A 19594-nucleotide genomic window follows, 5' to 3' on the forward strand; every position below is an offset into this window, starting at 1 on the left:
CGACTTGCGCCGGTCAGCTCGTTTTAACGCTTGCCGAAATGGGCTTTGGCGGCCGCCAGACAGTTGTCTTTGGCGGTAGAGGAGAGCGCATCACACTTCTCCTCGGCCACCTTGAGTTGTGCGGCACGCTTGTCAGCGGCGGCATCGGCGCGAACCTCCTTGTTCTCAGTGTTGGCCTTGACGTTGGCATCTGACTTCTTCTCACTGGCCACCTGGTTGGTCTGCGATGTTTTCATTGCCACAGTGGCATCGGCCTTGGCCGAAGTCAGGCCGGCCTTGGCCTCTTTGATGCAAACATCCTTGGGGTTACCGGCCAAGTCATCGCATTTTTGTTTAGCCACGTCATAGGTGGCTTCACCCTTGGCCACACTCACCTTGTACTGGGTTTTCAAAGTTGGCTTGTAGCTGTTGTCCAACTCGGCCAAAGCGACGGCCTCCTTGCCCTTGGCCTGGGCCACGCAGATGTCCTTGGCGTTGCTGGCCTGAGAAGCGCAGGCTTTCTTGTCAGCCTTGTATTCTGTTTTGATGCGGGTCTTGCTGGCACTGATATCGCCAGATGACATCGTTTGCGCCATCGCGCTGGCGCCAAACAGCAGGCAAGCGACCATTGCCACGCCACTGCGCAAGTTGAGGGATTTCACCATGGAGATTCCTCAGTGTTAAGAATTTCGCAAGCAGCAAAGGCTTGGGAGTCCAGACAGTAAGGTTTGATCAGCGGCGGGTCTGTTCGCTGGCACACAGTTCGAAAAATATCGATGGTGGAACATCCCGTCTTTCGCTGAAGGAGGGGTAGTAGCGGCCTTTCCAAATGTGGCCTTTCTCCTTAAAAACGTATCCCTTGCTAAGTGGTTCAATTCAGATCTCCCCGTCACGGTCGTGGCATCCTGTAGCTGTTCAATTGCAGGACTTCAACGTAATGTTGATGCGTTTGGACGGTCTGGAGGCAGATGTTCGGCGCGAGCAGAACCGCCGTGAGTAAGCCATTGGTCGCGCCACCTATGAGTTCTTGATCAATTCCATCGATTCGTGCATTGCCTTCCTGCAAAGCCAATGCAAGGCACTGCGCCGGGCCAAAGATGAAACTATCGCGTGGCTGCACTGGTACAACAAAGCACGGCTGCATTCAACTCTGGCTCATGTCGGTCAATGCGGTTCGAGAAGAACGGTTTGCGGCTTAGCCCAGGCAAGCCAGTTCATGGTCTTGGCTATGCGTTGCCCGCGCAATGCTTGGCGCCCACTTCCGCTCATCGAAACTCGGATTGAAGAGTTGCTGCAAATCGCCTGGGGTCAGCCGATCAGGTAGTTCTGGATAGATTACGCGCTGTGGTCGGTGTCATACGGTGCCCAAAGTTCAGGACCGTGAACCATAACAAGGCTGAAACTGTAGCGGGGCCAAGTCCAAAACTAGAAATCAAGGCTGAGTGGCCAAATTTACACGAATTTTACTGACAGGCCAAAGTGCAGCAGCTGGGCGAATGCCCCGCTGAGTGGGCCCCATGCAGTCACGCTGCCAAGGTGGCATGGGTGCCGAGACAGGGGAAGCCGGCACAGCTTGACGGCAAGCCACCTGAGGGTGCGCCAGCGAACAGACCTAGGTGCCTCCTAACCCTAAGCTGCAATCACAAGCGAAAGCCCGTTTTCAAATGGACGCTGCTTGCAAATTTCAACGATTTGAGGAGACTGACATGAGCCTGGGAACCATTCTTCTGGTTTTTCTGATACTGATGTTGGTGGGCGTTTTCCCCACGTGGCCACATAGTCGGTCTTGGGGCTACAGCCCCAGTGGCGGGCTGGGTTTGATCGCCACTATTGTGCTGATTCTGCTGTTGGTAGGTCGAGTCTAGGTATGAGGGCGCTCGTTGGGCCGGTTAGTGTCATTGTTGGGGCGATTGATTGGCACAACGCCATCAGAAACTCTGATCTTTCGATCCGCAATGTGCGTCAGCGCACCGACCGCCGAAGCACATTTTTTTAAAGTTGACAGGTCAGTCTGTTTCAATTTTTTTCCCACTGGAGATATATATGAAAATTCGTTACACACTCGCCGTTGCCGTTTCTACCATCGTTCTTTTGACCGCAACGGGCTGTGCCGTTCAACGCGGGCAGGATACTGTGGGCTCCTACATTGATGACACAGGTATTACCACCTTGGTGAAGCCCCGTTTCGTCGAGAACAAACAGGTGGACGCCTCTTCGATCAAGGTCGAGACCCTGAAAGGCACCGTCATGCTGTCCGGCTTCGCCAAGAGCATTGACGAACGCACCACCGCTGAATCCATTGCGAGTGGTGTCAAAGGTGTTGTGTCTGTGCGCAACGAGATCGCTGTTCTTCCTTGAGGCTCTGACTTCGCTGTGAATACCGGGGCAGTGCCAGCATGGCACTGCCCCGGTATTGCGTTTGGGACGCGCGGCTGGTGTCCGCCTCAGTACTCGGACGGCTTGTTCACATCACTTAGCAATCGCTCCAATTCCTTCTTAACTACACCGTACCATTCGCAGGTATGGGTCTCAAAATAGGGTTTCACCGGAATCGACGGCGAATTGCTTGGCGACCACCCTCAATGTCTTTGGAATGAGTTCCAAAGACATTGAGATTGACCTTGCCCCTGGAATCCGTATCCCATAACCGAGATCATGAGTTGGCTTGCTTGGGCTGATTAGCAAGCCAGTTTTGCTCGAACCGCACCGGGCTGACGTAGGCCAGTGTCGAATGCAGTCGAGTCCGGTTATACCAAAGCATCCAAGCAATCGTTTCATCCTTTGCCTCCCGCTGAGTCTTGAACTTCTGTCCGTATAACCGTTCCACCTTCAATGATCCAAACAGCGTCTCGCTGCAGGCGTTGTCCCAACAGTTGCCGCGCCGGCTCATTGAACTGGTGATGTCGTACTCCTTGAGCACTTCCCGGAAGTCCTTGCTGGCGTACTGACTGCCGCGGTCGCTATGGAACATCAGGCCAGCCTGCTTGCCCGGATGCCGCTTGAACCATGCCATGCGCAGCGCATCAATGACGATGTCCCGCGTCATTTCCTCTCGTAACGACCAGCCCACTACTTGGCGGCTGAACAGGTCAATCACCACGGCCAGAAACAACCAGCCTTCGTCCGTGGCGATGTACGTGATGTCACCCACCCAGACCTTGTCGGGTGCTGCCACATCGAACTCCCGGTTGAGCAGGTTGGGTGAGATCGCTAGATCGTGATTGCTATCGGTGGTGACCTTGAAGCGCCGCTTTCCCTTGGCACGGATGCCGTGCAACTGCATGAGCTTTTGCACGCGCTCTTTGCCCACACGGATGCCACGGGCAAGCAGCTCCTTCCAGGTGCGTGGCCAGCCGTAGCCGCCTCGCGTCTCGGCATGGATGGCCTTGATGTGCACCAGCAAGGCGTCATCGCTCAGGTGGCGGAGCTGGGCCGGACTGGCCAGTCGCACAAAGTGTTCGTGGTACCCGGCGATGCTCACCCCCAGTACGCGGCACTGTACCGAGATCGGCCATGTGCTGCGGTGGCGCTGGATGAAGGCGTACTTCAAATCGATCCCTTTGCGAAGTACGCCGTCGCTTTTCCCAGAATGTCACGCTCCATCTTCACACGCGCCAGCTCGGCCCGCAACCGGTTGATCTCCATCTGCTCGGCGCTGACCAATACCTTGCTGTCAGCTCCCTTGAGCTGGCCCTGGCGCTGCGCCTTGACCCAATTGAACAACGTCTGGTCGACCACTCCCAGCGTGCGTGCCGCGGCTGCAATGCTCTGGCCACCTTCGACCAGTCGAACTGCTTCTTGCTTGAATTCGAGCGTGTAGCGCGCTCTTGCTGTCTTCGTCATTTCCGTTCTCCTTGCGTGAATTTAAACACTCAGCAAGAGATACGTTTTTCGAGGGCAAGGTCAGATGCAACCAGCTTGGGCCACTCCAAGGGGGCATTATTGGGTTCCATGTGATTTGGATCATATCTGCTTGTTTCCGTCAAGGCATAGGATCAAGCCAATTCAACCTTGGAAAATTACATGCGAAAATTTGTCGCCATCCCTTTCTGTCTTTCCGTTCTCGCTGGACTTTCCCATGCCCAAACAATGGATTCGCCGATGATGGACCACTCGAAAATGGACCATGCCGCTCACATAACGATGATGGCTGACGCGCAGCGGCAGGCTGAAGTCGCCACGCGGGGCAAAGATGTGATGCCTTTCACACTGGCAGCTACCACCCACATCTTTACCAAGGGCGCGCAGGGGGGTGTGCAGCGTGTAGTGGCCAAGAACCCGTCCGATACCGCCCAGGTGAAGCTGGTACGCCAGCATCTCCAAGAAATCCGTGAGCAGTTTCTAAAGGGTGACTTCTCCGGGCCTGGCCACATTCATGGTCAAGACATGCCTGGTCTGGCCGAATTGAAGGACACGAAACCAAGGCAAATTGACATTGCTTACAAGGATGTCAACGGCGGCGCCGAATTAACCTACAAAACGTCAGTAGCTACCCTGGTTGCAGCATTGCACCAGTGGTTTGACGCCCAGTTGTCGGACCACGGCAAAGATGTCATGGAAGGTCATGCTCACCACGAAGGCTTGATGAAACAGTGATAGCCATCACGAAAAGCCGACACCATCTTAGAATAGTTGGTCCTGGTCGGGAAGAATCTCTCACGGCCATAAGTCGAATGACTCCCGCCGCTCCCAATGCGGACAGCCAAGGCCCATTTTTGACTTAAATTTCCCGGCGAACCCAGGTGGCCAATTCAGCCACCCGCCTTGCGGCAATCCGCTAGAACGACGAATTCTCAGTTGAATGCGTTCGCTCAAAAGTGTTGGCCAAACTCGGCAGTTCGGTGCCCCTTTCGCCCCTGCGGGGGCGAGACGGGCTGGGGGCGGGGTGCATCAAGGCCGTGACGGGTCCTTGCTGCCCACCAGGATGTCAGACAAACTTTTATATGCCTTTTAGGCCTGTAGTCCATTTTCAGCCAGCGGGAGCAGCTACTGAATGTGTAGCAAAAAAGGGTCAGTGACTGCCATCGTGCCAGCACCCGGCAAGCCGTCACCGCGGACTCACACTTCCAGGTTATCGATGAGCCGGGTTTTACCCAGTTTGGCCGCGGCCAATACCACCAGCGCGTCACCCGCTTGCGGGGCTTGCAGGTCGTAGCGACGGCGGGCGACGAGGTAGTCGGGCTGCCAGCCTCGCGCCGTGAGCGCCTGCATGGCTTGGGCTTCCAGCGCGGCGATGTCGGTGGCACCAGCGCGCAGGGCGTCAGCCATGGTTTTCAGGGCCAGGGACAGTTGCACAGCCTCCGTGCGTTCGCTTTCGCTCAAATAGCCGTTGCGTGATGACAGCGCCAGGCCGTCTGCGGCGCGCAGGGTAGGGCCGCCGACCACGTCAATGGGCAGTGCGAATTGCTGGGCCATGCGCCTGATCACCATCAATTGCTGGTAGTCCTTCTGGCCAAACACGGCCACGCGGGGCTGCACGCAGGCGAACAGCTTCATGACCACCGTACACACGCCGACAAAGAAGCCGGGGCGAAAGTGACCTTCCAAAATGTCGGCCAGTTCGGCCGGGGGATGCACTTTGAAGGTTTGGGGCTCGGGGTACAACTCTTTTTCGCTGGGCGCAAACACGATGTTGCAGCCAGCGGCTTCCAGACGTTCGCAGTCGGAATCCCAAGTGCGGGGATAGGTGTCAAAGTCTTCGTGCGGCAAAAACTGCAGGCGGTTGACAAAGATGCTGGCGACCAACACGTCGCCCAGCGGTTTGGCCTGGCGCACCAGGGCCAAGTGGCCGTCGTGCAGGTTGCCCATGGTGGGCACGAAAGCGGCGTGGTTAAAGGGGCCGAGCTGCTGACGCAGTTCGGCCACAGTGCGGGCAATTTGCATGGGGGGACGCCTTACCAGGCGTGTTGAGCGTTGTCGGGGAAGCTGCCGTCTTTGACCGCAGCCACATAGGCTTGCATTGCTTCTTTGATGCCGGGGGCATCGGCCATGAAGTTGCGTACGAACTTGGGCATTTTTCCCAGGTTCATGCCCAGCATGTCGTGCAGCACCAGTACTTGGCCAGCCGTGTCTTTGCCGGCGCCAATGCCAATGGTGGGGCAATGCAGCAACTCGTTGGTCACCTCGGCTGACAGGGCGGCGGGTACCATCTCCAGCACCAGCATGGAGGCGCCAGCATCTTGCAATTCGTGGGCTTGTTTCTTCAGCAAGGCGGCGGATTCGATGGTTTTTCCCTGAACCCGGTAGCCGCCCAGTGCGTGAACGGTTTGGGGCGTGAGCCCTAAATGGGCGCACACGGGAATGCCGCGTTCCACCAGGAAATGCACGGTCTCGGTGGTCCAGCCGCCGCCTTCAAGCTTGACCATGTGAGCGCCTGCTTCCATTAGAACGACGGCGCTGCGCAGGGCTTGTTCTTTTGATTCGTGGTAACTGCCAAAAGGCAGGTCACCGACGATCCACACGGTGGCCTGCACCCGCCGGGCGCCGCGCGCGACACTTTCGACGTGGTAACGCATGGTCTCCAACGTGACGCCTACAGTAGTGGACAGGCCTTGGCAAACCATGCCCAGCGAGTCACCTACTAGAACGCAGTCCACGCCGGCGGCGTCGGCCACGGCGGCAAAGGTGGCGTCGTAAGCGGTCAGCATGGCGATTTTTTCTCCCCGGGCCCGCATGTCAAGCAGACGAGGCAGGCTCACGGGCTTGCGCGCCGTGGGGTTGCTGGTGGTGGGCAGGGTGCCGTAAGGCGTGTTGGAAGCGGGGGGTGGGCTGTTCATGGCTGTCTCCGAGAACGATTCAGGTAATGGCGGGAGTCTAGTCGATCAAACCAGAGGCTTTGTACAGGATAGGCGTGGCTCACTAAGACCCCATGGCCTTCAGCGGGCGCCCAGGTGCCAGCACCGCGTGCAGTGCTGCTGCGTCAAAGTGCGCCGCAATCAGGGCCGGGGTGGGCTGGCTCATCCACGGCACGCTGCCCAGGCAGGGCGCCTGATGGCGGCGCTGCATTTCCTGGCGCAGGGTCGCCAGATTGGCGACCAGGTGGGGCATGTCGGGGTCAATGACATTGCCCACCCAGCCGGCCAGCGCCAGGCCACGGGCGCGAACGGCCTCAGCCGTGAGCAAGGCGTGGCTCAGGCAGCCCAGCCGCATACCCACCACCAGCACCACGGGCAGGCCCAGTTCCTGGGCAAAGTCGGCGGTGTCCCAGGTGTCATTGAGCGGTACACAGAACCCGCCCACGCCTTCCACCACGGTGATTTCTGCGCGGGCCATCAGGGCGTGGGTGGCTGCCATCACATGCTCGCGCTCAATGGTTTTCCCCTCCAGCTGAGCGGCTATGTGGGGGGCGCAAGCGGCCTCGAATTGGAAGGGGCCGACTTCAGCGTCGCTTAAATCTATGGAACTGGCGGCCTGCAGGGCCTGCACATCGTCGTTCACCGCTTTTCCGTTGACCAGGGTGGTGCCGGCCGCCACCGGTTTGAGGCCGGCGCTGGCCCAGCCTTGCAGGGCGCACCAGTGCAGCAGCGCTGCGCTGATGTGCGTTTTGCCGACGCCGGTGTCGGTGCCGGCGACAAAGCAGCTTTGAAGTGGTGGGTTCTGACTCATGACGGAGTGTTTTCCAGGGTTTGCACAATGTCTGTCAGGGCGTTCATCAGTTGCGAAATGTCGGCCAAGGTGTGGGCTGCGCTCAGGGTGATACGCAGGCGGGCGGTGCCCAAAGGCACGGTGGGCGGGCGAATGGCGGGCACGGTCAGGCCTCGCGCATCCAACTGGCTGGAGAGTGCCAGCGCCGTGGCGTTTTCGCCGACCACCAAGCCTTGAATGGCGGTGTGTGAGTCTGTCAGCGTCCAGCCCAACGTGGGATGTTTTTCAATCAAAGCCTGCAGTTGCTGGCGCAGTTGCGTAATCAAGGTCTGCAGGTGCTGGCGGCGTTGCTTGCCTTCATCGCCCCCAATGAGGGCCAAACTGGTGAGCAAGGCGTGGGCCATGGCGGGTGGGGCGGCCGTGGTGTAGATGTAGGCGCGGGCGGTTTGGATCAGCCACTCAATGATGCTGGGGTGGGCGGCCACAAAGGCGCCGCTCAAGCCAGCGGCCTTGCCCAAGGTGCCCATGTAAATCAGACGCTCGCTGCACAAGCCAAAGTGCGACAGGCTGCCGCGTCCCTGTTCGCCCAGCACGCCAAAGCCATGGGCGTCGTCCACGATCAACCAGGCGTCAAACTGCTCTGCCAGGGCCAACAGTTCATCCAGTTCGGCCAAGTCCCCGTCCATGCTGAAAACGGCATCGGTCACGATTAGTTTGATAGGCGTGGTGCATTCGACCAGTTGTCGGGCAAGGTCAGGCAAGTTGCGGTGGGCGTAGAGCTTGACGCTGGCCTTGGCCAGGCGGGCGCCGTCGATCAAGGAGGCGTGGTTGAGCTTGTCGCAAAAAAGGGTGGCGTTGGCGTAGCCCAAGCTGGTCAGCAGCGCCATGTTGGCCATGTAGCCGGTGCAAAAAGTGAGCGCTCGTGCCTCGGGGATGCAGGTTGACAGGTAGTCAGCTAGGGCGTCTTCCAGCAGCACATGGGCACGGGAATGGCCGTTGATCAGGTGCGAGGCGCCGCTGCCTGCGCCATAGAGTCGGGCGCCTTCGGCAACGGAGTCAATCAGTGCAGGGTGATTGGCCAGACCCAGATAGTCGTTGCTGCAAAAAGTGAGCTGATCGCGCGCGGGCTGTGCGCCGTGCGTCAGACGCTGGTGCGGCGCGCTGGCGGACTCGGCAATGCGCCGCTGGCGGGTGAGCGCCAGCGCGTCGCGTTCACGCAGTTGGTGGTTCAGGTGTGAGATGAGCATCGGTAGGGGTTTGGTTGAGTACGTCGTTCAGCGTGGCGGTGAGCGCACGGGCAAGCCAGGGGCTGAGTTCGTCGTCCAGCAGGTAGGGCGGCATGAGGTAGACGGTGCGACCAATGGGTCGAATCAACAGTTCATGGGTGCGACCAGCGAGGTGAAAGCGCTCGGGAAAGCGTGCGCCCACCAGCTCTTCTCGGACATCAAACGCCCAAATCATGCCGCGTTGACGCCAGTGCTCCAGCCGGGTGTCGGCACGCAGCGGGGCCATGGCGGCGTTCAGGGCCTGCGCTCGCTGTTGGTTTTTGGCGAGTACATCATCCTGATCAAAGCGGTCCAGTACCGCCAAAGCGGCGCGGCAGGCCAGGGCATTGCCGGTGTAGGAGTGCGAATGAAGGAAGCCGCGCGCCACATCGTCGTCCAGAAAGGCCTCATAAATGCTGTCGCGGCTGAGCACCAGCGAGAGCGGCAGGTAACCACCGCTGATGCCTTTGGACAGGCAAATCAAGTCCGGCCAGATTCGGAGTTCACCTGGCAACGAGGCCTGCTCGAAGGCAAAGAAGGTGCCAGTTCGGCCACAGCCCACGGCAATTTCGTCGGCAATCAGGGTGACTTCGAACCGGTCGCACAGGGCACGCACTTCCCGCAGGTACAGCGGGTCGTGCATGGCCATGCCAGTGGCGCCCTGCACCAGTGGTTCCAGAATGAGGGCGGCTATGTGCTGGTGGCGGGCTTCAAACAGCACTTTCAGCTCGGCTGCGGCGCGGCGGGCGACATCGGCTGCGGATTCACCGGGCAGGGCCTGGCGGGCGTCTGGCGACATGACCTGGTGCGACTTCAGTAGCAAGGGGTCGTAGGCGTCGCGGAACACGGCGACGTCGGTGACGGCCAGTGCCCCCAGTGTTTCGCCGTGGTAGCCACGACGCAGGCAGACAAACTCGCGCTTGTCGCCCTGGCCCCGGTTGCGCCAGTGGTGAAAACTCATCTTCAGCGCGATTTCTACCGCCGAGGCGCCGTCACTGGCAAAAAAGCAATGACCCAGTACCCCGTTGGTCAGCGCGGAGAGGCGCTCGGCCAGTTCTACCGCCGGTGCATGGGTGCAGCCCGCCAGCATGACGTGGGGAAGTACGTCCAGCTGCGCCTTGATGGCCGCGTTGATGCCCGCGTCGGCGTGGCCAAACAGGTTGACCCACCAGGAACTGCTGGTGTCAAAGTAACGCTGGCCGGCATCGTCGTACAACCAAGGGCCGCTTCCCCGCACGATGGCCAGAGGCGGCACGGTGGCGGCGCGCTGCATCTGGGTGCAGGGGTGCCAGACGCTTTTCAAGCTGCGCTGGGCCAGCGTGCCGGTGGGCGGGGGGTGAAGCATGGGGTCAGTCCTCGGGGTGGCGGTGCCGCCGGAATTGGGCGGGAGCGTGCGCCAACCGGTCAGGCCGTCAGGCGCTGCGTAGGCCCAGTCGGGCCTCCTTGGTCAGCGAATGCCGCTGACCTTATGGGTTTGCAGGCTTAAGCGCCAGGTGGGGTTTTGCATGCAGGTGTCGATGCAGGTCGCAATGTTGGCCGCTTGCACCGGGCCGTCCATGGGTTGCAGGAAACGATGCTCGAACTTGCCCGTGGTGGCCATGGTGTGCAAATCGAAACCGGCTTGTGGCCAGACCAGCTTGAGCTCTTGGCCCCGGGTTTGAATCCACTGCGACCCAGCCTTGGGGCTGACGCACAGCCAGTCGATGCCGGGCGGGGCCAGCAGGGTACCGTTGGTCTCTACCGCAATACGAAAACCGCGTGCATGGAGGGCGTCAATTAGCTCGGTGTCTACTTGCATCAGGGGCTCGCCGCCCGTGAGCACGGTCAGACGGTTGGCGTGGTCGCTGGTGGGCCACTGGGCTGCAATACGGTCGGCCAAAACGTCGGCTTGGGCAAACTTGCCGCCCAGCGTGCCGTCGGTGCCCACAAAGTCGGTGTCGCAAAACCGGCACACCGCGCTTTCGCGGTCGCTCTCTCGACCACTCCAGAGGTTGCAGCCGGCAAAGCGACAAAACACGGCCGGCATGCCGGCCTGGCCGCCTTCGCCCTGCAGGGTGTAGAAAATTTCTTTGACGCTGTAGGTCATGGCTTGCTCAGGTCTTGCTCAAGTTGAGGTGTTGCTGGGGCAGGTTGCTGGGAGTCAGCACCGTGGGGCTGACTTGTTCCAGCATGTCGGGGTAGTCCCGGCTGAAATGCAAGCCACGGCTTTCTTTGCGAGCCTGGGCACTGCGCACAATCAAATCGGCTACTTGCACCAGGTTGCGCAGTTCTAACAAGTCGCGGGTGACGTGAAAGCGGGCGTAGAACTCGTGAATCTCGCTTTGCAGCAGGGTGATGCGGTGGGCGGCCCGCTCTAGGCGCTTGTTGGTGCGTACGATGCCCACATAGTCCCACATGAAGCGGCGCAGCTCGTCCCAGTTGTGCGAAATCACCACAATCTCATCGGGGTCGCTGACGCGGCTTTCATCCCAGGCCGGCAGCTCGGGCAAGTGCCCAGCCGCTACCTCGTTGATGGCCTTGGCGGTGGCTTGGGCGAACACCATGCATTCCACCAAGGAGTTGCTGGCCAGACGGTTGGCGCCATGCAAGCCACTGCAGGCGGTCTCGCCAATGGCATACAGGCCCTGCAAGTCAGTGCGGCCTGACAGGTCTGCCACCACGCCACCACAGGTGTAGTGGGCGGCAGGTACCACTGGAATCGGTTGCTTGGAGATGTCAATGCCCAACTCGAGGCAGCGTGCGTAGATGTTGGGAAAGTGCTCCATCAAAAAGCTCAGCGGCTGGTGCGAGATGTCCAGGTAGACACAGTCAAAACCGCCTTTTTTCATCTCGAAGTCAATGGCGCGGGCGACCACATCGCGCGGGGCGAGCTCAGCGCGGGCATCGTGGCCCGGCATGAAGCGGGTACCGTCGGGCAGCAACAGGCGACCACCTTCGCCGCGCACAGCCTCGCTGATCAGAAAGGACTTGGCGTGCGGATGGTAGAGGCAGGTGGGGTGGAACTGGATGAACTCCATGTTCTGCGCCCGGCAGCCCGCCCGCCACGCCGCTGCAATGCCGTCGCCGGTGGCCGTGTCCGGGTTGGTGGTGTAGAGGTAAACCTTGCCCGCGCCGCCGGTGGCCAGAATGGTGTGCGGGGCTTGAAATGTGAGCACCTCGTCGGTGACTTCGTCCAGCGCGTACAGGCCCAGGCACTGATTGGCCGCGCTGTAGTCGGCGTCATTGATGGCCGCCAATTTGTCGGCGGTGATCAGGTCCACCAAGGTGTGGTTTTCAAACAGGGTGATGCTGGGGGTGTTGCGCACCCGCTCGATCAGCGTGCGTTGCACAGCCGCGCCTGTGGCGTCGGTCACATGCACGATGCGTCGGGCGCTGTGGCCGCCCTCACGGGTCAAATGCAGCTGGCCGGCCTCTTCGGAGAAGGGCACACCCATTGATTGCAGCCAGGCAATGGCCTGAGGCGCCTGCTCCACCACAAAGCGGGTGGCGTCCAGGTCGCACAGTCCAGCGCCGGCCACCAGGGTGTCGTCCACATGGGCCTCGAAACTGTCGTCTTTGCTCCAGACGGCGGCAATGCCACCCTGGGCCCAGCCGCTGGAGCCTTCATGCACCGCACGTTTGGTGATCACGGCCACGCGGTGTTTGGGAGCCAGTAGCAGGGCGGCGCTCAGCCCGGCCAAGCCGCTGCCGACGATCAGTACGTCAAATTGAAGGGGAGGCGGGGGAACAGCAGGCAAAGTTTCGTGGGAGGCGGTCATGCAAACCTTAAGCAGGGGTGTAGGCCAGGCGGACGTATATGGGGGCAAATACCTCGGCCTGGGTGATTTCAAGCAGTGTTTCTTTGGCCAGTTCCAGCATCGCAATAAAAGTCACCACCAACACGGGCGTACCTTGGCTGGGGTCAAATAATTCTTCAAATTCAACAAAGCGCCGGCCTTGAAGCTTTTTCAGAATCATGGTCATGTGTTCGCGCACGGAGAGCTCTTCGCGGGTGATCTTGTGGTGGCTCACCAGTGTGGCCCTCCTCAAAATGTCGCGCCAGGCGTCCCGCAGGTCATCCACGTTTACGTCCGGAAAGCGGGGTTGCAGAGATTGTTCGACGATCACCTGTGGCGTGAGGAAGTCGCGGCCAAATTGAGGCAGGGCATTTAGTTTGGCCCCGGCCATTTTCATCTGCTCGTATTCCAGCAAACGGCGAACCAACTCGGCGCGCGGGTCTTCGGCTTCTTCGCCCTCAGCCACCTTCTTGGGCGGCAGCAGCATGCGCGACTTGATCTCGATCAGCATGGCCGCCATCAGCAGGTACTCGGCGGCCAGTTCCAGGTTGTGGTTGCGGATTTCTTCAACGTACACCAAGTACTGGCGGGTCATGCCCGCCATGGGGATGTCCAGAATGTTGAAGTTCTGCTTGCGAATCAGGTAAAGCAAGAGGTCCAACGGGCCTTCAAAGGCCTCCAGAAAGACCTCCAGTGCGTCAGGCGGAATGTACAAATCCTTGGGCATGGCAAACAGCGGCTCACCATAAAGACGCGCCACCGCCACGTTGTCCACCACCTCGGGCATGATGGAACTGCCAAGCGCAAGCGGATCGTTCAAGCTGGCGCTCTTACCCATGGTTGAATTTTGCTATTGAAAAAGGAGCTACTTGCGCAGGTTCGGCAAGGGCTGCAGGTCAATTTGTTCAATGATCTGAATTGGTTTGGTAAACGTAGGGCTGTTGTTCCACTTCCGCGTCCCGAAAACCCACCCAGGCGGTGCGGTCGATGTTTTTGTCCCATAGCAAATCGCGCCCTTCGCGTTGCTTGGCCTCCAGCGCGGGGTCTTTGGTTTTGAGTTCGTCAATGAAAGACGTGACCTCGGAGCGGTATTTGGGGCGGTAAAAAATATTCATGAACTAAAACCTCTTTGTCGCATTTTACGGGGCGCCAGACGGCCCGACTCGGGCAGGCAGCGCCGCCGCCATCGCCGTTGCCAGATCAGGGTAAAGATAGCCGTCTGCCACCACGGCCAAAAAGCCGCAGCGCTGGAGAATGTCCAATGGTTGGTGCGTCAGGCCGCATACAAAAAGCCGAACGTCATTCTTTCGACAGGCGCGGGCCAGATCATTCAGCGCATCAGCACCGGATGAGTCGATGTAGATCAAGTTTTTCAAATCCAGCACCAGCGACTTGCCCGTTAAATGGTCTTGCAAGTCTTCAATCAATTTCACCGCACCGAAGAACAAGGCGCCATACAGTCGGAAAGCGGCGACTTGGCCGGCATTCTGTGGATAGTCGGGGCATTCGGTGGCCGACACCTCGACACAGCGCGACAGGCTGGATATGCGGTAAATGAAGGTAATGCAGGCCGCCACCAGGCCCACTTCCACGGCCACGGTCAAATCAAACACCACAGTCAGGAAGAAAACCGCCAGCAAGGTCAGCCGGTAGGGCATGCGGTATTGGCGCAGGTGGACAAACTTGTGCCATTCGCCCATGTTCCAGGCCACAAACATCAAAATTGCTGCCATGGCCGCTAGCGGAATGTCTTGCGCCAACGGCGCAGCCACCAGCATGACCAGCAGCAGGGTGAGCGCGTGAACGATGCCGGCAATGGGCGAGGTGGCACCGCTTTTCACGTTGGTCACTGTGCGGGCGATGGTGCCGGTGGCGGGCATGCCGCCAAAGAACGGCGTCACAAAGTTGGCAATGCCTTGCGCCATTAACTCCTGATTGGGGTTGTGCCGGTCATCGATCAGGTTGTCGGCCACGCGGGCGCAGAGCAGGGACTCGATGGCGCCCAAGAGCGCGAGAGTCAGGGCTGGAATCAGCAAAAACCGGGCACTTTCCCAAGAGAAATCGGGCCAGACCAGGGCAGGTAGCCCGCTGGGAATGCCGCCAAACCGGCTGCCAATGGTCTCCACTGGCAAGTCCATCCATGACACCACGAGAGTGGCGAGCACCAGCACCACCACAGAGCCGGGGAGTGTGGCCAGTTGCCCGGTCCAGGGCAGGGAGCGGCGCAGGCGGGACAGGCCAAACTGCCAGAACGCCAGCAGTGCCAGACAAGCCACTGCCAAACCCGCGGCATAGGGGTTGAGCGTGTGCAGGGCACCCTTTATTGCGTAAAACATGCCAAAAAAGCTGGCTGGCATGTTGACTACGCTCAAGCCGAGAAAGTCTTTCACCTGGGAGACAGCGATCAGCACCGCAATGCCGTTGGTGAAGCCAATGATCAGGTTGGCCAGGCCATAGCGCTCGACGATGCCGTACACGATGACGATGAAAGCGCCCGCCGGGCCGCCAATCTGCACCCGGCTGCCGCCCAGCAAAGAGATGAGCAGGCCGGCAATGATGGCGGTGACGAGGCCAGCCTCCGGTTTTAGTCCGCTGGCGATGGCAAATGCCATGGCCAAAGGCAGGGCCACCACGCCCACCGTCACGCCAGCGCCCATATCTTTCAGCAGGCGGCCCCGGTTGTAGTCCTTTAGCGCGTCCAGCAGACGGGGGCGAAAGCCCGATGAAGCGCGGGGCGTCGCGGCAGGTGAGGTCATGGCGTGGGCCGGTGGTCAGTCGTCATGGTCGGACCGTGTGGGGTCCATCCAATGCCGGGCGTCGTTGAGCACGGGGCGCCATACCAGCAGAAGCAGGAACATTGCCAGTGGTACGGTGCTGATAAACCCAATGTGTTTGAACCCCAGTGCCCCGGACAGACCGCCGAGGAAAAAGCTGCCAATCAGGCTGGCGTGAAGTCGAATCTTCTTTCGGTTGCCTTTCACGAGACTGTCACGGGTCAGGCGGTTGATATAAAACAGCTTGCCCAACTCAATGCCCAGGTCAGTCAGCAGCCCGGTGATGTGGGTGGTGCGAATTTCGGCATTTGATATTTTTGTGGTGACCGCGTTTTGCAGCCCCATGATGAAGCACAGCACCAAAACCGTCAGCGGCACAAAGAGGCCTGCGAAAAAATCGATGCCGGTGCCGAACAGGCCAAACACTACCAATAAAGCGGCCTCCAGCAGCAGGGGCTGGCCATAGGCGCTTTGCAACTGGCGCCGCAGGCCCCAGTTCACCATCCAGGCCGTGGTCATGGCACCAAACAGAAAGGCCATTAACGAGGCCAGTCCAACCCCGGCCAAAGCAAGTTGGCCAAGAACTACCGAGTCGGCCACTGACGACAGTACGCCTGTCATGTGGGAGGTGTACTGACCCACCGCCAGAAAGCCGCCCGCGTTGGTGGCCCCAGCGACAAAGCTGAGCGTGACCCCCAAGCGAACATTGTTCTGGGGAGTCCGCTGGACTGCCGTCCAGCCGCGCAGCTGAGGGATCATGCGGTGGCTGGCTTATCGCACCCGCATGCCGGGTTGGGCGCCGGGAGAGGGTTCCAGCACATAAATGCCGGGGTTCTCTTTTTCATCCGCGTGACCGGCGGCCAGCACCATGCCTTCGCTGATGCCGAACTTCATCTTGCGCGGCGCCAGATTGGCGACCAGCACGGTGAGTTTGCCCACCAGGTCTTCAGGCTTGTAGGCGCTGGCGATGCCGCTGAAGACATTGCGGTGGTGGCCTTCGCCGGCGTCCAGCGTCAGGCGCAGCAGCTTGCTGGAGCCCTCAACGGCTTCGCAGTTGACGATGTGGGCAATTCGCAGGTCGATCTTGGCGAAGTCATCAATGGTGATCAGCGGCGCAATTGGCTCGCCGCCGGGTACTATGATTTCAGTAGCTGCTTGCGCAGTCTCTGCGGGGGCTGGCGGCTCAAACAATGCTTCAAGTTGTTTGGGGTCCACACGTTGCATCAGGTGCTGGTAGGGGGTGATGGCGACCAGGTTGGTGCCCACATCCCAGTTCGTCATGGGGCAGTTCACAAAGGTGGACACGGCGTTGGCCAGCGAGGGCAGCACGGGCGCCAGGTAGCGGGTGATGACGGCAAAAGTGTTGATCAACACCGAGCACACCTGATGCAGGGCCAGGTTGTTGGCCGGGTCTTTGGCCAGGTCCCACGGTTTGTTTTGATCGACGTAGGCGTTCACCTTGTCGGCCAGCAGCATGATCTCGCGGGTGGCCTTGCCAAATTCGCGGCTTTCATACAGTTCGGCAATGCCGTCGGCGGCGGCGCGGACCTCGGCCAGCAGGGCCGCACCGGTGTCGCCAAATTCTTGGGTGAGTTGACCTTCAAAGCGTTTGGTCAAAAAACCGGCGGCGCGGGAGGCGATGTTGACGAATTTGCCAATCAAATCGCTGTTGACGCGGGCCATGAAGTCGTCGGCATTGAAGTCAATGTCTTCATTGCGGGCCGAGAGCTTGGCCGCCAGGTAGTAGCGCAACCACTCGGGGTTCATGCCCAGGCTCAGGTACTTGAGCGGGTCCAGTCCGGTGCCACGGCTTTTGCTCATCTTCTCGCCGTTGTTCACGGTCAGGAAACCGTGCACAAAGATGTTGTCCGGTGTCTTGCGGCCGCTGAAATGCAGTGTGGCGGGCCAGAACAGCGTGTGGAAGGTGACGATGTCCTTGCCAATGAAGTGGTACTGCTCTAGGCCTGGGTTGGCCATGTAGGCGTCAAAGTCCTGGCCGCGTTTTTCGAGCAGATTTTTCAAAGAGGCGAGGTAACCAATGGGCGCGTCCAGCCAGACATAGAAATACTTGCCCGGTGCGTCAGGAATTTCGATGCCGAAGTAAGGCGCGTCACGGGAAATGTCCCAGTCACCCAAGCCTTCGCTTTGTGTGCCGTCCGCGTTGGTGCGTACCGAAAACCATTCTTTGACCTTGTTGGCCACTTCGGGTTGCAACTTGCCGTCTTGCGTCCACTTTTCCAGAAAGGCCACGCAGCGCGGGTCAGACAACTTGAAAAAGAAGTGCTCCGAGCTTTTCAACTCAGGCGTCGCGCCAGACAGGGCGGAAAACGGGTTGATCAGGTCGGTGGGGGCGTAGACCGCGCCGCAGACTTCGCAGTTGTCGCCGTACTGGTCTTTGGCGTGGCACTTGGGGCACTCGCCTTTGATAAAGCGGTCCGGCAGAAACATGTTCTTCTCGGGGTCGAAGAACTGCTCAATGGTTTTGGTCTCGATCAGGGAGCCATCTTTGTTGTCGCGCAGGTCACGGTAAATCTGGCGCGCCAGTTCGTGGTTCTCAGGCGCGTCGGTGCTGTGCCAGTTGTCGAACTCGATGTTGAAACCTTCTAGGTAAGGCTTGCGGCCAGCGGCAATGTTGGCCACAAACTGCTGAGGCGTGATGCCGGCTTTTTCAGCGGCAATCATGATGGGGGCGCCATGGGCGTCGTCGGCGCACACAAAGTTGACCACGTTGCCCCGCATCTTTTGGTACCGCACCCAAATGTCAGCCTGGATGTATTCCATGATGTGGCCGATGTGGAAATTGCCGTTGGCGTAGGGCAGGGCGGTGGTAACAAAGAGTTGACGTGACATGAATCGGGCTTTCTGGGAGAGAGCGCGATTTTAGTCGGCCCCGATTCAGCGCAGTCGCAAGGGGTCGCGTCGCCGCTCGGCTTGGGCCGGTGCGGGCGGTGGCGCGTCGCTGATCCGGGTGGCGTCCCAATCGAAAAATTGGCAAATCTCCAAGGATTGTTTGTTCGCGTCGGCATAGCCCAGCGCCATTAGTTCCTGGATGTAGTGGCTCTCAAAGAGCAAGTAGCTCGCCAGGGCGGCGCCTTTGACGTCGTCGGCGCTGGGCGAGACACCCACTGCGCCCAGCATGGTGCGCACCGGGGCAGGCAGTTGGCCCACGTGGCGGGCGGCAATGCTGTCCAGCCTTTCGGAGGGTGAGATCACCAGAATCTCCACCGGGCGCAGCGCACTGCCACTGCGAGCCTCTGGCGGCACCAGCGCCATGGTCTGGTTGATGCGGCGCACGCGTTCAATGTCCACCGCCAGCGAATCCAGAAAGATGCTGGACAAGGCGTGTCCGGCAATTTGCGCCAGGGAGGGGTAACTGCCATCCGAGTTGTCGGTCCGCTCCACCTTGGGCTCGTGCATGCGCCCGGCCCCAATCACCAGAATGCGCTCAGCCCCGAGATGAATGGCCGGTGCAATTGGGGCGGATTGGCGCATGGAGCCGTCCCCAAAAAACTCTTTGCGCCCCTGATAGTCCAGCGACTTGGCCGGAAAAATGAACGGAATGGCCGAGGAGGCCAGCAAATGGTCCAGTGTGATTTTGTCGCGAACGGCAAGTCGCTGGCTGCGGACCCAGTGCTTCAGGCGTTTGTCGCCTTCAAAAAAAGTGACGTGTTCTCCCGTGCCATAGCTGGATGCGCTGATGGCCAGCGCCTGAATATGCCCGCTGCGAATCAAATAGGGCAGACGCTGGAGCGGCACCAACTCTCGCAGCAACTCGGCCAGCGGCGCGTTGTCCAGCCGTGAACGTGGCTTTAAACGGCGCCACTTGGCAATCAGCCACCCCACCGACAGCAGCGTCATCCAGGTGGCGCCTGATCGCAGCATGCTGACCGCATCGGCCCGGTACACCTGCTCGGCTTCAAAATTTCGCCAGACATTGGCGATGGTGCGAACCGAGGCATCGAAGTCGTCTGACCCACAGGCCAACGCAGCCACATTGATGGCGCCGGCCGACGTGCCGGTCAGGATGGGGAAGGGTTTGGCATCGTTCTAGGCGCCGACGGCTTTCCGAATGTCAGCAATGGCTTCTAGCACCCCCACCTGGTAGGCGGCGCGGGCGCCACCGCCGCTCAGCATCAAGGCCGTGGCCGGTCGCGAAGCTTGGCGTGAAGGAGGGCTTTTTTGCATTAAAAAATATTATGAGCGGCTATGCCCAGGT

At 59.8% G+C, this 19594-nt stretch carries 18 protein-coding genes and 1 pseudogene; 4 read left to right on the plus strand and 15 right to left on the minus strand.

Annotated elements, in window-relative coordinates:
* Positions 1-23: 23 nt before the first annotated feature.
* The gene (locus tag J8G15_RS20690; protein WP_210544812.1) at positions 24-644 is read right to left on the minus strand and encodes a hypothetical protein; all 621 of its coding nucleotides are present in this window, start codon (positions 642-644) and stop codon (positions 24-26) included.
* Between the two features lie 362 nt (positions 645-1006).
* Between J8G15_RS20690 and J8G15_RS20695 the strand changes: the two genes are divergently transcribed.
* The 3 genes from J8G15_RS20695 (at position 1007) to J8G15_RS20705 (ending at position 2337) form a co-directional block, all read left to right on the plus strand.
* Positions 1007-1303 (plus strand): hypothetical protein, encoded by a 297-nt coding sequence (locus J8G15_RS20695; protein ID WP_210544813.1) that lies wholly within the window; start codon positions 1007-1009, stop codon positions 1301-1303.
* 382 nt (positions 1304-1685) lie between these two features.
* The gene (locus J8G15_RS20700) at positions 1686-1844 is read left to right on the plus strand and encodes a DUF3309 domain-containing protein (protein WP_210544815.1); all 159 of its coding nucleotides are present in this window, start codon (positions 1686-1688) and stop codon (positions 1842-1844) included.
* A gap of 178 nt (positions 1845-2022) precedes the next feature.
* On the plus strand, positions 2023-2337 hold the full coding sequence (locus J8G15_RS20705; protein WP_210544817.1) for a BON domain-containing protein: 315 nt from the start codon (positions 2023-2025) through the stop codon (positions 2335-2337).
* A gap of 295 nt (positions 2338-2632) precedes the next feature.
* Here J8G15_RS20705 and J8G15_RS20710 read toward each other — a convergent pair.
* A protein-coding gene (locus J8G15_RS20710; RefSeq protein WP_210544819.1) for an IS3 family transposase occupies positions 2633-3822 on the minus strand; the annotation gives its coding sequence in 2 pieces (ribosomal slippage) (positions 2633-3564 and positions 3564-3822; 1191 coding nt in all).
* Positions 3823-4083: 261 nt separating this feature from the next.
* On the opposite strand from J8G15_RS20710, the gene J8G15_RS20715 reads away from it, so the two are divergent.
* Positions 4084-4575: an aspartate carbamoyltransferase gene (locus tag J8G15_RS20715; protein WP_240538393.1), complete on the plus strand. Its 492-nt coding sequence runs from the start codon at positions 4084-4086 to the stop codon at positions 4573-4575.
* Positions 4576-5037: 462 nt separating this feature from the next.
* Here the strand turns inward: J8G15_RS20715 and panC are convergent, their stop codons facing one another.
* The 13 genes and pseudogenes from panC to J8G15_RS20780 form a co-directional block, all read right to left on the minus strand.
* The gene (gene panC / locus J8G15_RS20720; RefSeq protein WP_210544821.1) at positions 5038-5862 is read right to left on the minus strand and encodes a pantoate--beta-alanine ligase; all 825 of its coding nucleotides are present in this window, start codon (positions 5860-5862) and stop codon (positions 5038-5040) included.
* 11 nt (positions 5863-5873) lie between these two features.
* On the minus strand, positions 5874-6755 hold the full coding sequence (panB, locus tag J8G15_RS20725) for a 3-methyl-2-oxobutanoate hydroxymethyltransferase (RefSeq protein WP_210544823.1): 882 nt from the start codon (positions 6753-6755) through the stop codon (positions 5874-5876).
* A gap of 82 nt (positions 6756-6837) precedes the next feature.
* Complete coding sequence (bioD, locus tag J8G15_RS20730) at positions 6838-7584, minus strand: dethiobiotin synthase (protein ID WP_210544825.1); 747 nt, start codon at positions 7582-7584, stop codon at positions 6838-6840.
* Entirely contained in the window at positions 7581-8810 is a 1230-nt protein-coding gene (bioF, locus tag J8G15_RS20735; RefSeq protein WP_210544826.1) for an 8-amino-7-oxononanoate synthase, read from the minus strand. The genes bioD and bioF overlap by 4 nt, the downstream gene beginning before the upstream one ends.
* Positions 8776-10173, minus strand: coding sequence for an adenosylmethionine--8-amino-7-oxononanoate transaminase (gene bioA / locus J8G15_RS20740; RefSeq protein WP_210544828.1), 1398 nt, complete (start codon positions 10171-10173; stop codon positions 8776-8778). Before bioA ends, bioF begins: the two co-directional genes overlap by 35 nt.
* A gap of 102 nt (positions 10174-10275) precedes the next feature.
* Positions 10276-10914, minus strand: a complete 639-nt coding sequence (queE, locus tag J8G15_RS20745) for a 7-carboxy-7-deazaguanine synthase (RefSeq protein ID WP_210544830.1) — start codon at positions 10912-10914, stop codon at positions 10276-10278.
* 7 nt (positions 10915-10921) lie between these two features.
* Positions 10922-12586, minus strand: a complete 1665-nt coding sequence (nadB, locus tag J8G15_RS20750; protein WP_210544833.1) for an L-aspartate oxidase — start codon at positions 12584-12586, stop codon at positions 10922-10924.
* 7 nt (positions 12587-12593) lie between these two features.
* Complete coding sequence (locus tag J8G15_RS20755; RefSeq protein WP_210544834.1) at positions 12594-13442, minus strand: ScpA family protein; 849 nt, start codon at positions 13440-13442, stop codon at positions 12594-12596.
* A 67-nt stretch (positions 13443-13509) separates the two neighbouring features.
* Complete coding sequence (locus tag J8G15_RS20760; protein WP_210544836.1) at positions 13510-13719, minus strand: DUF3460 family protein; 210 nt, start codon at positions 13717-13719, stop codon at positions 13510-13512.
* A 24-nt stretch (positions 13720-13743) separates the two neighbouring features.
* Positions 13744-15360 carry a SulP family inorganic anion transporter gene (locus J8G15_RS20765; RefSeq protein WP_210544838.1) on the minus strand — a complete coding sequence of 539 codons (1617 nt, stop codon included), beginning with the start codon at positions 15358-15360 and terminating at the stop codon, positions 13744-13746.
* A gap of 15 nt (positions 15361-15375) precedes the next feature.
* On the minus strand, positions 15376-16137 hold the full coding sequence (locus J8G15_RS20770) for a YoaK family protein (protein ID WP_210544840.1): 762 nt from the start codon (positions 16135-16137) through the stop codon (positions 15376-15378).
* 12 nt (positions 16138-16149) lie between these two features.
* Complete coding sequence (gene metG, locus J8G15_RS20775; protein WP_210544842.1) at positions 16150-18228, minus strand: methionine--tRNA ligase; 2079 nt, start codon at positions 18226-18228, stop codon at positions 16150-16152.
* Positions 18229-18273: 45 nt separating this feature from the next.
* Positions 18274-19563, minus strand: a pseudogene (locus J8G15_RS20780) (patatin-like phospholipase family protein).
* Positions 19564-19594 lie beyond the last annotated feature (31 nt).

Origin of the sequence: Rhodoferax sp. PAMC 29310 (assembly GCF_017948265.1) — a bacterium.
Classification (GTDB): domain Bacteria; phylum Pseudomonadota; class Gammaproteobacteria; order Burkholderiales; family Burkholderiaceae_C; genus Rhodoferax.